A 14,397-nucleotide genomic window follows, 5' to 3' on the forward strand; every position below is an offset into this window, starting at 1 on the left:
AGCGTCGCGTAGGTCCTGCTCCCGCGCACGCGGCACCGGCTTGCCGAGTTTTCATCAACTCGTCGACAGCCTGCTGCGGGAGCACTACCCCACGACCTGGTCGAGTACCGCTACTACCTACGGACGTTCTTCCCCGCGACGGAAATACTCTGCCGAAGCATCTTGCCTCCTTGCATCCTCGCTGTACTGGTCCGCGAGTGCCCGCAGCACCGCTCCGGTCCTCGGCCATTCGTCTGCCAACATATCCGCATAACGTCGGTATTTTTCTACCAGGTCTCGTTCTTGTTGTCCTCCATCGCCCAACCCACGCGATGTGACGCCACGCGAGTTGACGACAGACATAAAAAAGCCAGCCTCTAGAGCCTCGCTGCGCTCCTCTTCGATCAAGTCACGAACGACCAGACGTGGCCAACTGTCGTCAGGGTCCGCTGGCGCCTTGGCAAGAACGGACCCGATAAATTGTAAACCCACGGTCGATCGATCCGAAGTCTTCAGTCCACGTTTCGCCTGTTCAATCCAATTTCGAAGCTGCTGCGCATCGAGTTGACCCGAAGCCTGATAACCCGGCGGAACTGACCACTCCCTCAAAAGCCTGTAGGCGTTCGTCGCTTGGTACTGCTCTAGCTCCGAGAAGGGCGAAGGATCCTCCACGATCTCTTGAGATTCGGGTCGAAACGCCAACTTCACAATTTGCACAAAGAAATTCGGATCGCGAGCTAAAACTGCTCCAAGCATTCTTGGCTCAGCGTCGAATCCCAGGGCGGGCAAGTAGTGCCACTCAAGTCGTCCAATACGCTCCCAGCCCAAGGCATCTTCGTGTTCGTAGAATAGATCGAAAAGCTGCTGGAAGTCGTGCTGACGCAAAGTTCTGAAATCAATATCCTCCTGCACTAAAAGCGCCTCAAGCGCATCGGCGGCAAGCCCGAGAAGCCGAATCGTCTGTTGCCCTCCTCGCTTAACATACAAATTTATCAGCGCTATCCCAGCGTTAGCGCGCCCTACGCCAATGAGACGCTCTGCAGCGATATCCACGCTAGCAAAGTCGCCACCTAGACCGTACGGTTGGAAATTCTGCCAGAAGGCGTGCGAAGCTTCCGCTCCCAGTTCGTCCGCTCGCTCCCAGGCTAGAGGAAAATCCCGGGACTCCAGGAGAGCGATCCCGCGCTGTGAGTCCGTCAACGTACTGCGCGATAGCACGTCCTCGAGCCAAGGCCATCCACTGGCGTGGAACCTACGCCAGACAAAGCTGGCGGCCAGCTCTCTGTCAACGCGGTCGGTCGATCCAACCAGCGGCAATAGAATGTCGACGCAGTAATCCTCTGCAGCGTCCGCTAAGGCGGTCCCAACCCATGCAACCTGCTCCGCCTGGACGGCCAGCTCCCGCACCGCCACGAATCCTTCGCTTTCGTAAATCTGCTGAACGGCGTTCCGGCGCCGCTCCGCGAGAGTAATAAAGTAGGCGTTGTGGTCATTGCGAATAGAGTACTCCGTCAGCTCTGGCGTATAGTCTTGGAAAAGCCAGAGGAAATGGAGTTCGGATGGCGGAGGCTCCAGAGGAGCCATGACTTCCTCAATTTTCGCAACCTCATCGGCAGGAAGCGCCCAGGAAGAATCAGCGTATTCGCGGTGCTTCGCCACGACTTCCCTGAGCGAATCCCACAGCTTTGCTCTATCCGTCTCCGAAAATGCACCTTCGGCCGCAAGGTGCGTAAGCTGATCCAGTTGCCGTGCTCTTTCCGCCGGCGCAATATCCGATATCCTGACGATCAACTCACCCCAGCGAGCGGCGTCGCCACCTGCGTCCTGCGTTAGCCGCTCGACAACATTCTCAATTACGGTGGCCAGCTCGCCATACGTAACTGTAGCGCTGGAGGGCTTCCAACTACGGTACGCTGGCTCGTGTATGGGGAAGTGAATACTATGCGTCCTTGGCAACATGTTGATCATTAGGCGCCACGCAACCGACGGATGCCGGCGTCTCATCGCGTCCAGAACGGCGAGACGTCGTACCGCATCGACAGAGTTGTCTGGATGCCATGGGCTGAAGATGGCCGCTAGCGTGGCCGCTGGCCGGTTACTTAGGCGTCCGCCAGGGTCAATTTCGGCCAGCCTGGCGATAATTTCTACCGCCTGTCCGAAGTGCGGCGCGGACCACACGATGTTTTCCAATGACCACAACAGGTGTGTGTGATGACTTCCTGCGCCTAGGAGGCCATCTTCTTCCGGTGACTCAAAAAGAGAGGCCAAGAGTGGCGGCTCCCCTTCAAGGCCTTTGGCAGTACCTGCAAGGAAGGCGTCTGGGGCGGCCTCGGCTAACAACGGAAGGATAGGGGCGGCTGACCTCCACGTATTTCCGGTAAGGTCGTCGTTGGCTGTTCGTAGGAGTTTAGATATTACCGCAGAAGCCCAGCTCGCCCCAGTCCGCCCTGATCCAGCGTCGATGGTTTCACCGGATGCACCCAACAAAGCTAACGATGACGCTAGCCCATTACGAAGGTGAGCGGAGTACTTGGGCCCCACTCCCTCTAGGCCAGCACGAAACCTCTCTCGGCCGGCGGGGTACTCCAACCGACGGTCCACCTCGCCTAGCACTGAGAGCATGTGAAACTCAAGCCGGTCGAAGTCGTCCGGCTGGATCCTAGGACCCATCTGACTCCAAGCATCGTACGGACTAATCAGTGCGCGGATTCTGTCGATCCGGCCCATCATGGGGTCTGCGACGGTAGACAGCTCGTCGGCGCGCTCACGAGCCTCGTCATGGCTCATTCCGGCAAGAGCAGCCACCACACTTTGGTCATGATCATTTCCGTCATGCCATCGGCCGGCAAGGAGGAATCCGCGTCGGCTTCTATCGACGGGTGGCCGCGCCCATGGCGGTTGATGCAATTCCGGCTTATTAGCAATCTCTCGGCGCATAGCGAGCAGGCTTCGCCGAGCAACCCGGCCTAGCCGCGCGGCTCTATGTTGCTCTAGCCCCGCGTCTTTTAGGACTTCGAGAGCGGCGTCGGGGTCAATCGGGGGAAGCGCAATGTCGGCGTTAACAGTATCGATTAAAGGCGTCAGAATGTGATGCCGTTTCGCTGTTTCAGCCTCACGCCGTGTCTCAGCGGTGACTGGAATAATTATGAGTGAATTCGGCCGGGACATGAGTGCCCGCAAAGTGTTAAGGTCATCAACGAATGCTGCTCTGGCAAGCAGTTGATCGTCGCCCTCTTTTGCAGCATTGAGCAGCGCGGCGGCGATGAAGGCTTGGGCCTCATCGAGGCTGTCTGCCTTGATGGTTGTTACTTGCGGCATTCCGGCGAGACGCTCGATCAAAGAAGTAGTCAGTAGAGCACGCGAGGGCTGGTTCGAATTCGGACCGCCAATAATCAAATGCGGTGATATCGGCGGTGTCGTGGCCTGCGCCCAAGTCTCCCACCACAAATCTACGGGGCGGAGGCCGTATGGGTTAGAGCCCAGATGCTGTGCAAGCCATGCCTGTGTGACAGGTGCAACCTCAAGCCATGTTTCGAGGTCGTCGACTCCAAGCGCGATTACCTTTTTCCATACTCCCTCGGCAGTGCGACGATTCGCCCAAGTCTGGCGGTCTTTCCACGGTCTCACGATGAGGGCCACGTAAGTGCAGTCCGACCGCGGGGAGCCATCTGGCGTGGCATTTCTCTTGTCGTAATCTTTATCCGCCTTTGTTCCAGGCGATTTTTCAACGCTGAGTTCCCATACTGAGAGCCCTCGGGGAATATAGGCGGAGGGCTCAGTGGCGATTAGGTTCCCGTCCCAACCGCCCAGTTGCACACCTTCCCCCGCAGGAAAACCCAGCCGCAACACGTCACGGCCAGTTTCCAGTATAAGGCGTCGAATCAGCCTCGGAAGATCACTTCGTGCCGCGACAGTGTCCGCCCACTGAAGCAGTTCACGTCGGTCGACTAGAGCAGGGCTAACCATGAAATCGAGCCTATACGAAGAAGACCGAGCCATGCTAGCGCTGCAGCAGCTCTGCTCAAAAATCAGGTACTAGATCATTTGCGTCTTCAAGTCGCGCGACTATGCCAGATTCTCCGAAAGTAACCACACTAGACTGAGCGGGCTGATCGGCAATCCGAACGTACTGTCCTCGTCGGTGGTTGGTATGGTTGTTCGCGACAAATCAGAAGAACGCTCTGATCTCTTCATTGCCGCCTTGCAAGGGAAGTCAGAGGGTTGAGCAAATCTCGGCTCGAGGCCTTCGCCGGACGAACCAATTTCAAAATACTAATTTCGAGAATGCGACCCGGATCCGATAACAGCCGTGCTAGTTACCGCTGCCGTCACGGCACACCAGCGCCCAGCCGGTCACCGAGGATGCGCCGCGTTGGGTGTACCGGTCCGAAGCGCGCCTCGTGGAGGATCTGATCGCAGCGAACCCGGACCTGGTCGATCTGGCAGATGCCGGCGAGGTGGCGGCGTATTTACAGGCACGGGACATGGTGGTCGTCTGCGGCCCCGGCATTCAAATGATCGAGGAGGCCACTGGTGGTGAGCCGACGGATCCTTCCCCCGCCGAAGCGGTGCAGGCGGACGGCATCCCGGCCGAGAATGCGGTGCCGACCGAGTCGCCGGTGAGGGAGGGGAAGATATAAGGCGCCGCGCCGATGGTGCCAGCCGAGGACCGGTCTACATGGCGATTCGCCTATCGGGCCTGGCTTGCAAGCTGTGACACCTTGCCACCCTCACTGCAAGATAAGTCAAGTACCTATACGGAAATCCGGCTCGATCCACGGCTGGAACCAATCCAATGACTCCGATATTGATGCTATTTGCCCCCACTCGGCGAGGTACGCTTCCACGATCGAACGATCTCGAATCACGACAGCGTTCTCAAGTGATCTGCGACCATTGTTCGTGAAATTGAAGGATCCGGTCCATACGCAACATGCGTCGCCGTATTGGTTGGAGCTACCTGCCGGAAGCATCCGTCGGTGGCTCGAACTACCGTTTCCAAGTACGACGAATTTATTATGTGCCCGAGGATGCGCAGGGTTCTTCTCTGTATTGAGATTACCCACGCAACGGATCGGCTCCAGGTCCGGATAGCTAGCTAAACTGAGTTTACCCACATGCGGCCAGTCCAGCCTGTAGCTTGTGGGAAGTTTGCCATAAGCGGCTCGTAGCTGCCTCCAGGAGGTCGCGTCCGGCCGAAGAAAATCTTCCTTCTGAACTATGATCGATACTCGATCCAGGCGTGATAAAGCCTCCAATATGGGAAGGCTGGTGAGCCACGCGACGTTCCCTGCTGCCCACCCGTGTTCGCCTATTAGAGTTACAATTTTGCTTTCAAGATTGCGGAAATGAACATCGACAATCGGAGTCATTGTCGAGTAATCTGCGAAGGCGCGTGGAGCATTGTACCCGTCGCCGCGGATAAATTCCTCGTTGAGATTCAAAGATCCTCCTGCCGGTCGGTTTCGTTGCGACCTTCTTAACCTTATCCAGGGTGGGTCCGTCTGTGAGGAGTGCTGCCAACGCGGGGGTCCTGCGGCGTATCCGGCGGCCACCTGGTGCCGGACACCGCGACAAGCTCAAGGCATGGCAAGGCCGGCCGAGAAAGCCAGATCACCGCATTAGGAAGGTGGCACAGGCGCCTCCCAGGTGGAGAAGTCGGCGAAATCCACGCAGGCCAGTGCAGAAAGCCCATACTCTATATGAAGTCGTCGCCGTCTTTACTCACGATCGCGTGGCTCGCAACGACCGAGCGTTGGGTCGGAATTAAATTCCCGCCTGACAGCAGTGATCCAGTCACTGGATCCAGCTCGACGTTGATAGCGTTGGGAGGTAGCCATTCCCTATTAGCCTCAACCCAACTCTTGAACTCATTGTAAATGGAGGTATAGAGCGGTGCCATCGTAAAAGAAAGCGGACTGATAGCGCCAACTAGCATAAATGGGTATTGCCGATTCGATTCACTGGGTTGAGTGAAGCTGCGATACAGTGAGATCGACTCAGCTCTATCAACTTGCGCGCGAACGAGGTCTAAGTCTGCGCCGGTAAGCCCGTACCCTAGTGCGCGAAAACCGCTTTTAAGTTGATCCCAAACATCAGGATGTAATGTATGTGGCGACTGTAGAACGTACATCCAGCCGACGCCATACTTGCGCGTCTCCCGAGCGTATCCGGCCAGTTGGTCAGCCAAGGACTTGATTTCGGGATCCGTAGCCGAACGGGGTGCGTACCGCCACGCCTCATCAAATACTATAAGAGTATTGAGCAGTTTCTCGCCCCTTTGATAGTCGTCTGCGGCAATCCTCTCAAGATGATCGAATACTGTTCGCAGAATCCTGGCCTTTGTGCTCTCGCTATTTAGCTTCTTGATCGCCTCAATCATCTCTGTGTCTGCGTCTCCTGGCGGTGCAGAGAAGGCCATGTTGAGAATGATGACTGGGCGAGCTCGAGACGGGTCGCGTTCGAACGCCTGGTGCAGTAGCTGCAGCATTTTTACACGTTGTTCACCGTTCGGGCCGGAGGCGGAAAACAATGAAGCGATTGGCCCGAAGTACCGCATCAACCTGTTGCGCCGGCTTCCTTGGTTCAAGGCTTCGTCCAGAATCTGGATGAGCTTATATGCCGGACCTTCCGGTTTGATGTTCCCATCTCTGTCCAGTTTCATAGTCTTGTAGACGTCACCGTTCGTAGTAGCGTCTCTTAAGCCCCGAAGCACGGCATCGAGCACTACATCAAGATCTTGGTTGGCCCAGTTGGCCAGGCTGTCCAAAGAATCCTCGACTGCGGCCAGAGCGCCTTCGAGGGGCCCAGCGCTTCTGAACACGAGGCCCGTTCGGAAGAAAGGAGTTTTGCTGAGGAGTTCGCAAAACAAGCCCTTATCCTGCGGCAGCCTTACTTCGGTCGACAGGGTCTTCGTAATCACCTCACGTCCTTGGAGTCGAGCGAGGCTTTGAAGTGAGAACGTGAAACCTCGCTCTCTCGTGAACTGACTTTGAGGATCAATGATCAGTACACCTAGGTCAGTATGCCGCAGCTGGCCAGCAATATAGTACGTAGTGAAGACCGATTTACCCACACCGGACGGTCCGAAGACTCCGGCATGGAAAGCTCCGCGTGCTCCGGAGAAGTCGCTAGGGTTGAGAGGAAGCCGAACACCGGCCATCCGATAAATGTCACCTAGGTAGAAAATATTCTCGTTGGCCTGGACGGTCAACTCCTGAAGAATTTCGTCAGTAACTCGTATAACTCCAGTTCCGGTCGTAGGTGACATCGAAAGCGTGGAGCCGGCTGGTCGGTACGCTCCGTCCTCGGAGGCGTAAACCGCCTGTACATTGATTTCCGCTCCCTTGACGTCGGCGCGTCCTGATAGCGCCAAGAGCCTGCCCTGCAAGGCGATAACACCTCGCATAGAGGTGTTCTCGTGCCATTGATTCCGAGTTGTAATTTCGGTGACCGTCCCTAAAGCGCACTCAACCTGCGTATCCATCTGCTGTTGCAGCAGCACCATCGCACCAACAAGTGGGCGACTTCCGGCGTCACCAACAACGTCGACAGTCACTTCGCTCGTTGTCGACGGACTGCCCACAACACCCACTTCTTCAGCACCCTCGAACGCCACGGGCTACCCTCCAGTTGTGCGGTAGGAACGAAGGACATATTCGAGAAACATTGGATCGCTACTCTCGGCAAGATCCAGCCGCATGCCTTGGAGTTGCGCTTGAACACCGACTCCAATCGATTTTGCCCATTGGTCAGCAAGATGTTGTGCGAAAGGCTCCTGAAGATGGGGCGCTGGTGTTTCGGCACTAACCATGGCACCGACATCTCTCCGCCAGTCCGCACCTTTCCGCTCTTTGAACTCAACCTTGACTGCTGTATTAGATCCAAACGGCTTCACATAGGTGATGCGGATCTTCCTATCGCGTAGAGGTTGGATCGCCTGATTGAGCTCGTTCGCAATCTTTACCAATGGGTCATCTCTGTTTCTGCGTAGCTCCTCTCGAGTGGCTATGTGTAGGCCTTCCCATGATTTTGGGACTCGAAAAGCTTGGAACATTTCGCCTTGTTCGAGTACCAAGGACGCTAGAACTTTATCGGTGCCAGGCAAGTCGAATACCCGGTCCTGCGCAAATCTTTCCTGCAGCAGACCGATCAAGTCGCGTGATGAATCTGACTTTGGGGACGCAACTATCTTCCCGCCTAATTCTGGATCACAAAGATCACGAAGGGCGGCAGCGCAATCATACCGCTGTAGCACTTCTAGAGACTTTTCACGGACTTGTGCGCTTTGAGAAGACAAGGCTGAGTTGATTACAATGACCGGTGTCTGATGGGATCCGTCGAGTATGCACATGTCATGCCGAAGCCCTTGAAGCAATTTGAGCTCTTGCGCGCCCATCGCGACCTTGGCTAGACGGTCGTTATCGCCGTCATGATTAAGGAACCGCTGCCACGTACTGTGGACGGGAGATTCACCCAGTCGGCCGGCCGGGGTGAGTCCTTCGGCGGCGACAGCGACAGCGACTACCAGATCTCCAGCGTAAAGCGGCTCTTGAACTTGAGCACCGTCAACGGCAACCGTCGAACCGATGGCCCGCCTGTTGTCAACGGGTTCAATCCAGCCTCGTCCGAGTAGCCGATCGCGAAGTTCGTCCCGCTGTTCGATCATGGGCAGCAGAAGACCGCGCGCCTCGTCGCTCAAGGGTCTGATCTCCCGCAACATTGTCGCCAGTACCTCGGCGGGCAGTTGCGGCGTGCCATCAAGAGGGTGTTCGAGGGTCACCGGATGAGGCTACGGCATGAGTACTAAAACTTCTTTCACTGCTTGTAGAGCCGCCAATCGCTTGGCTGAAAGTCGCGCCAACTGTCGGCTCTCGCGGCACGCGGGGTCGCCCACCGTTTGAGCCAGTATGAAGAAGCTTCTGATACTGATGACGTGATCCACTGCGCATCCACGCCCTTGATAAGATGATCACTGACGTTCGCCATTAGGGGAGCTAGGAACACTTGTCGGCGCACGCCATGGACTCGTAGCTGCCTGCCATCTAGGCCGAGCGTGTGCAGCGCCCGTTGGATCACTTCGCGTCGGTTGCGGGCGCCGGACTCCTTCCAGCGGGCGTGCGCATGACTCGCCTTCTGCGGATTCGCCGCTGCCGCAAGCTGGGCGAGTTCATCATAGATGCTGCCAGATAGGTGGAAATCGCCCGTGCCCTCCGTGTAGCCGGTTGGGAGAAACGCAAGCGTGCCGTCCGGTCGGGTCAGTCGGTTGTAAATTGATGACCTGCCAAGCGCCGAAGATGTAGTCACTAGGGCCAACTGCGCGTTCGGATCCCTTTGGGTTATCAGAGTCTGCCGATGGCTGTATCGAAGTTCGAACGCCTGACGCACCTCGAGGCTGGTGGCTAACAGAGCTACAAGTTTCCCGCCTAAAAGATTGCTATAAGGGGGCACGGCTCCGAGGACGAAAGCGTCCATGACATTAGTTAGTCGCTCGCGCCGCTGCTCAGCAGTCCAGCCCAACCAATTGTCACGCGCCCTAAGGGCGAACACAGGGTCACCCAATCCGATGAGGCCCATGACTTTGTTCGCATGGCCTCTGTCCATGACAAGGAATCGCAGCCTCCGACCATACCCTGCCGATACTGGCACGGACCAATGGAGGGAACACCATCGCCACAGCAGACCCTCGAACGAACGCCGGTCAATCACAGGCACTAATATAGGATCAATGCGCTGGACGTCAATCGTCTCGCCGCGCGCCATTTTCCGAAGAAAAAGGTCTTCATGAGTGCGTAGAGCGCCGGCAGATTTCGCCCGTTGAAAATCCACGGCTTCCGAATGCAACTTGCGCAGACGCTCTTTGTCTTCAAAATTCGGCGCGACAAGGCGACCGTTATTGACTGAGAAACCCATGCCTTCAAGATGGCGTAGCACCTTGTCTTTCAGGGATTCTAGTTCTATCGAGCCTTCAATCGGCTTCGAGCTTGCGACGCGCCGCGAAGAAGGCCCTATCACCCCTCCACCCTTCCGGTCAACTCCACATTGGACCGACGGGAAATCTACCACCGACGCCGGCGCGTCTGGTGTCTCCGGCGCAAGTTCTCCGGGGCGCCCACGGCGGCAACAGTCTAGAGGTCCAGTTTGGCTGTCAAGCGATCGGTGTTGCCGGTATTCCGTGTCGGCGAAGGTCCCAGGTGATCCACCGTCTTTGATCGAGGTGCCGGCCAGACGTCGTTCTGAGGTCCTGGCTACCTGGTAGTTGCTCCGGAGAGTCCTCGCTGAGGTTTGGCAGGTCGGTGCCTTCGGACGTCGAAGGACGCGGAGACGTGATGAGACGTCCTTATGGAAGAAGTCGGCATCTCTGGTTCCAGGATGCAGGGTTGTGAGCAGCCGGTATTCAGGTCGCAGGAGGGATTGGGACACCGGTGGCTGAGGACCCCGGCCGTCCGTGTGCAGTTTCCGGGCGGTCGGGCTGTCCTTCGACGGTGTTGCCTCGGCCGATCCTTGCTGAACGTCACCGGACCAATGAGCTTGCCGTGACCGTAGATCGGAGTGATCGTGGAAGGAAGCATTCCTGAGGCTGTCCTCCGAATCTGCGCCGACGCCGACGAAAGTCCCGTGTCGGACCCGATGCCGGATCTTGTCGGGACCTACGAGATCAGGCATCTGCTTGGTGTCAGCCGTCAGCGGGCGTTCATGGTCTCCTGCCGGGATGGGTTTCCTAAGCCCGTCGCAGAACTTGCGTCAGGGAGGATCTGGCGTAGGGATGATGTCGTGGCCTGGGTCAGGTTGCATCGCCCGGAGGCCTACGCGCGGATCACCCAGGGCGAGGCCGAGGGGTTGTGATGGATTCCGAAGCGAGTAGCGAGGGTGTCTACCTCGGCCGTGTGGTGCTTGATCGAATTGGGCAGGCCGAGCGGGACCTCTATGAACATCTCTCGGTCACCGCCGATGGGCTGTGCGCCGCATGTAGGGAGCCGGAGCCGTGCCGAGCGCGTTACGACGCCTTGCGGTTTCTCAATCGGTACTGGGTTCTCCCGAGGCGGCGACCCGGTGCGGCTGGTGTTACCGCTTCAGCCGCTCAGACTTTCAACGGCTTTGCCGAGGCCCAGACTCGTTCGAACGCGGTGATGTGAGTCGGTCCCATGCCGTCGTTGGCGGCGCCGGCGAGGTGGAGCACTGGAGCGTGGGAGGCTGGGCTGCCGTACACGTGGGGGTTGACGAGCATTTCGTCGTCGGCGCGGCAGAGGGAGTTGTAGAGCACGGTGTCGTGTAGGCGTACGGCGATGCCGGGTGCGCTGGTGAGGGGTTGAAGGCTGACGAGAGCTGTGCGGATGCGGGCGCTCATGCCGGCTCCGACGCGTTCCTCGGTTCCGCGGTTGGCGATGTGGTGGCCGTCTGGGTCGCCGAGGGCGATGCGTACGCGTACGCCGTCGTATGCCTTGTCCCGCAGCAGGGAGGGCACGGATGCGTCTTCGGCCAGGAATAGTGCGCTATACGCGAGGATATCGATCTCACGCTCGGCGCGGCTGAGAAGGCGAGCCCAGGCATCCGAGGGCACGGAGGAACGATGCGGGTAGACGACGCGCACCTCGGTAGTCGTCGGACTGGCTGCCTGTGGGCGGGGGAGTCCCGGCCATAGGTCGTAGGCCGTCCAGCCGGTGAGTTTTACCAAGGCGTCGCGGTGGCGGGGGTAGGGCATGCGACCGCTGGTCCACCGTTGGACGGTTTTCGGGTCGACGTTGAGGCGTGCTGCGACGTCGATGACGGTGAGTCCGGCGCTGTGGAGCGCTCGTGCGAGTGGGTGGTTCACGCAACGACTCCCATCGCTGGCGAGAGCGTCATCGTAGCCAAGAAGTCCCTAGACGTCCTAGAGGTGCGGTTCACGTTCCGTCACCGACCGCGAAAAATCGATTCCAACGGCGAGCGTTGAACGGATGGGCGGAATGGCGGTAGCGATGGGCGATGCACCAGGGGAGGAGGCCGCCCGAAGGTCGACTGACCGGCTGGCGCTGGCCCTTGAAGAGGCAGGCTTCGACGTCGGCCAAGAGTTCCCGGCTCTGCACCACGCGGTGGGGCGCCGGGGTGCAGCGGTGGTGCGGATCGGCGATATCTCGCCGGCAGTCGCGGACCGGCTCTCCGAGGTGCTGGCCGGGCAAGCGCTGGCGGGGAAGTGACGTCGGTACGTGACCTTGGGTTGCTGCTCGGACGGTCGCATAGTCTGCCTGTGTGGATCAGGTGGAACGTGCCCCGGACCTTGCGCGTCGGTTGCTGGCGGAGTCGATTCCGCGCCGGTGGGCGCATAGTCAGGGCGTGGGGCGTAAGGCCGCATCGGTTGCGCACCTGGCCGGAGATCAGGCGTCGGTGTTGGTGGCGTCTGCCTGGCTCCACGATGTCGGTTACGCACCCGACCTGGTCGTGACTGGTATGCATCAGCTCGACGGCGCCCGCTATTTACGGGACGTCGCCAAGGCGGACGATCTGGTCTGTCGGTTGGTCGCTCATCACTCGTGTGCGCACATCGAGGCCCGGAACCGCGGGTTGGCTGAGCAGCTTGCGAGCGAGTTCCCGCCGGTGGCGGAGTTGCTGTCGGATGCGATCACGTATGCGGACATGACGACCACCCCGGATGGGGAGCCCGTTGAGGTCGAGCAGCGTCTCGCGGAGATTCTGTCCCGCTACGGTGACGGTGACTTGGTGGCGGAGTCGATCCGGGAGGCGAGCCCTCTGATCATCGGCTCGGTTCAGCGGGTGTCTGCGCTGCTGGCGGCAGGTTAAGACGCGTCGGTGCGGGTGATTGAGCCTTGTTCGTCGCGGCTCCATCGCCGGCCGGCGCTGTCGAGGAACTCGATCTGTACGGGTTCGGGCTCGACGTACGTGCGTAGCCACTCTGCCGGGGCGGGGCGTTGGACGGTGCGGCCGGGTGGGACGAGGCCGACGAACTCGGAATGGGGCTCCTCGTCGCCGCGGGCGGGTAAGGGCAGTTCCACCTCGTAGATCGGCATGTCGCTGGCGTTGTGGATGTGGAAGGCGAGTTCCCGTACGCCGTCGATCTTGCGGGTGAGCTCGACCCATGCGCTGATGCGTTCGGCCTGGGCGCGGCGGTCGTCCTCGGCGCGGTCGGCTTCGCGTCGGTGCTCGCGGCGCAGCAGTGTGAATCCGACGATGAAGGCGCCTACCGTTCCGATGGCTGCGAAGCTGTCGGCGCCGGCGCCGACCCAGTCGCTATCCAAGGTGAATGCTGTCGGGAGCGGTGAGGTACTGGTCGACTCGCATCCGCATCGACCGGTCCATCGGCAGTGCGGCGATCTCGGCTGGGGGTACCCAGCGGACCTCGGTCGATTCCGAACTCGGCGTCGGGGTGCCACCGATGGGCCGGGCGGTGAATACGATCGAGAACTCCTGCCGGGCCTCGTTGTTGCTGGTGTAGAGGATGACGTGCCGGGGGTCGGTGTAGATGCCGACCAGGCCGGTGACCTCGACGTCGATCCCGGTCTCCTCGGCCGTCTCCCGGACCGCGGTCTGTGGCAGTGACTCGCCGAGGTCCATGCCGCCGCCGGGCAGTGCCCAGTTGTCGTTGTCCGATCGGCGGATCAGCAGGATGGCGCCGTCGTCGTTGACCACGACGGCGTTCGCCGAGGGCACGACACTGTTCGCCTTCGGCGCCTCGGGGTCGTTGTAGTAGTCGATGCGTCGTCCCACAGCCGCCTCACTCCATCGGTGTCGCGTCGTCCCAGACGCGTTCGAAGCTGTCCAGGTACGTGTTGACCATGCCGCCGCCGGCCACCCGTCGCAGGTGCAGCACCGGCGCCTGGGACGCGGCGAAGCTGTAGATGTGGGTGTTGACCAGGACTTGGTCGTCGGCTCGGTAGATCGAGTTGTACAGCACGGTGCGGTGGAGCCTGAACTCGATGCCCTCGACGCCGAACAGCGGCCGGTACATCACGAGCGCATTCTTGATCTTCGGGGCCATGCCACCGTCGATGCCTTCGTCCTGGTCGCGCTGGGCCACCGACTCCGAGTCCGGGTCGCCGAGCAGGATGCGCACCCTCGCTCCGGCGCGGGCCTTGTCCCGGAAGATCCGGTGGATGCCCGCGTCCTCGGACAGGAAGAGACCGCTGTAGACGAGGACACCGATCTCTTCCTCGGCGTTGTCGAACATGGTGCGCCACACCTCGGACGGCACGGTCCACCGGTGCGGGTAGATGTTGATGATCTCGCTCTCGCTGGCGCTGGCGACCTGGTCGGAACTGAGTGCGTCCGGCCACAGATACACCTCGTCGACGCCGAGGCGAGCGGCTACCGCGTACCGATGACGGCGGTACGGCGTACGCCCGGTGATCCATCGCTCCACGCTTTTCGGGTCGACGTTGAGCCCTTCCGCCAAAGCGGCCGGCGTCAATCCGCGTTCCAGCATTG

The 14,397-nt window shown here is 59.5% G+C and carries 12 protein-coding genes; 3 read left to right on the forward strand and 9 right to left on the reverse strand.

From position 1 onward, the window contains the following. Window positions 1-117: 117 nt before the first annotated feature. Entirely contained in the window at window positions 118-2,178 is a 2,061-nt protein-coding gene (locus Aut01nite_RS32740) for a hypothetical protein (protein WP_152628642.1), read from the reverse strand. A 2,201-nt stretch (window positions 2,179-4,379) separates the two neighbouring features. Between Aut01nite_RS32740 and Aut01nite_RS32745 the strand changes: the two genes are divergently transcribed. Further along, window positions 4,380-4,619 carry a hypothetical protein gene (locus Aut01nite_RS32745; RefSeq protein ID WP_152628641.1) on the forward strand — a complete coding sequence of 80 codons (240 nt, stop codon included), beginning with the start codon at window positions 4,380-4,382 and terminating at the stop codon, window positions 4,617-4,619. Between the two features lie 105 nt (window positions 4,620-4,724). Here Aut01nite_RS32745 and Aut01nite_RS32750 read toward each other — a convergent pair whose 3' ends face one another. From Aut01nite_RS32750 to Aut01nite_RS32770, 5 genes are all read right to left on the reverse strand, one after another. Beyond that, the gene (locus Aut01nite_RS32750) at window positions 4,725-5,423 is read right to left on the reverse strand and encodes a phospholipase D-like domain-containing protein (RefSeq protein ID WP_063958756.1); all 699 of its coding nucleotides are present in this window, start codon (window positions 5,421-5,423) and stop codon (window positions 4,725-4,727) included. Between the two features lie 254 nt (window positions 5,424-5,677). Beyond that, entirely contained in the window at window positions 5,678-7,597 is a 1,920-nt protein-coding gene (locus Aut01nite_RS32755) for an ATP-binding protein (RefSeq protein ID WP_152628640.1), read from the reverse strand. A gap of 3 nt (window positions 7,598-7,600) precedes the next feature. Next, entirely contained in the window at window positions 7,601-8,761 is a 1,161-nt protein-coding gene (locus tag Aut01nite_RS32760) for a hypothetical protein (protein WP_152628639.1), read from the reverse strand. A 35-nt stretch (window positions 8,762-8,796) separates the two neighbouring features. Beyond that, entirely contained in the window at window positions 8,797-9,891 is a 1,095-nt protein-coding gene (locus tag Aut01nite_RS32765; RefSeq protein ID WP_161790614.1) for a Druantia anti-phage system protein DruA, read from the reverse strand. A 1,168-nt stretch (window positions 9,892-11,059) separates the two neighbouring features. Continuing rightward, complete coding sequence (locus tag Aut01nite_RS32770) at window positions 11,060-11,791, reverse strand: XRE family transcriptional regulator (RefSeq protein ID WP_043524435.1); 732 nt, start codon at window positions 11,789-11,791, stop codon at window positions 11,060-11,062. A gap of 133 nt (window positions 11,792-11,924) precedes the next feature. Here Aut01nite_RS32770 and Aut01nite_RS32775 point away from each other — a divergent pair, with 133 nt between their 5' ends. Together Aut01nite_RS32775 and Aut01nite_RS32780 are read left to right on the forward strand one after the other, a co-directional pair. After that, window positions 11,925-12,155 (forward strand): hypothetical protein, encoded by a 231-nt coding sequence (locus tag Aut01nite_RS32775; protein WP_043524434.1) that lies wholly within the window; start codon window positions 11,925-11,927, stop codon window positions 12,153-12,155. A gap of 52 nt (window positions 12,156-12,207) precedes the next feature. Next, on the forward strand, window positions 12,208-12,756 hold the full coding sequence (locus tag Aut01nite_RS32780) for an HD domain-containing protein (protein WP_043524433.1): 549 nt from the start codon (window positions 12,208-12,210) through the stop codon (window positions 12,754-12,756). On the opposite strand, the gene Aut01nite_RS32785 is transcribed toward Aut01nite_RS32780, so the two are convergent. From Aut01nite_RS32785 to Aut01nite_RS32795, 3 genes are read right to left on the reverse strand one after another with little or no spacing between them, the layout of a single operon-like run. Continuing rightward, window positions 12,753-13,211: a hypothetical protein gene (locus Aut01nite_RS32785; protein WP_043524431.1), complete on the reverse strand. Its 459-nt coding sequence runs from the start codon at window positions 13,209-13,211 to the stop codon at window positions 12,753-12,755. The genes Aut01nite_RS32780 and Aut01nite_RS32785 overlap by 4 nt on opposite strands. Next, window positions 13,204-13,680, reverse strand: coding sequence for an NUDIX hydrolase (locus Aut01nite_RS32790; protein WP_043524430.1), 477 nt, complete (start codon window positions 13,678-13,680; stop codon window positions 13,204-13,206). The genes Aut01nite_RS32785 and Aut01nite_RS32790 overlap by 8 nt, the downstream gene beginning before the upstream one ends. A gap of 7 nt (window positions 13,681-13,687) precedes the next feature. Then, window positions 13,688-14,395 carry an XRE family transcriptional regulator gene (locus Aut01nite_RS32795; protein ID WP_204037756.1) on the reverse strand — a complete coding sequence of 236 codons (708 nt, stop codon included), beginning with the start codon at window positions 14,393-14,395 and terminating at the stop codon, window positions 13,688-13,690. Window positions 14,396-14,397 lie beyond the last annotated feature (2 nt).

Origin of the sequence: Actinoplanes utahensis, from assembly GCF_016862455.1 — a bacterium.
GTDB classification, from domain to species: domain Bacteria; phylum Actinomycetota; class Actinomycetes; order Mycobacteriales; family Micromonosporaceae; genus Actinoplanes; species Actinoplanes utahensis.

What these genes read in the sequence shown, in the direction of transcription:
- Aut01nite_RS32765 (WP_161790614.1), bottom strand. Translation starts at nt 9,891, where the DNA reads ATGGGTTTCTCAGTCAATAACGGTCGCCTTGTCGCGCCGAATTTTGAA.
- Aut01nite_RS32775 (WP_043524434.1), top strand. Translation starts at nt 11,925, where the DNA reads ATGGCGGTAGCGATGGGCGATGCACCAGGGGAGGAGGCCGCCCGAAGG.
- Aut01nite_RS32795 (WP_204037756.1), bottom strand. Translation starts at nt 14,395, where the DNA reads ATGCTGGAACGCGGATTGACGCCGGCCGCTTTGGCGGAAGGGCTCAAC.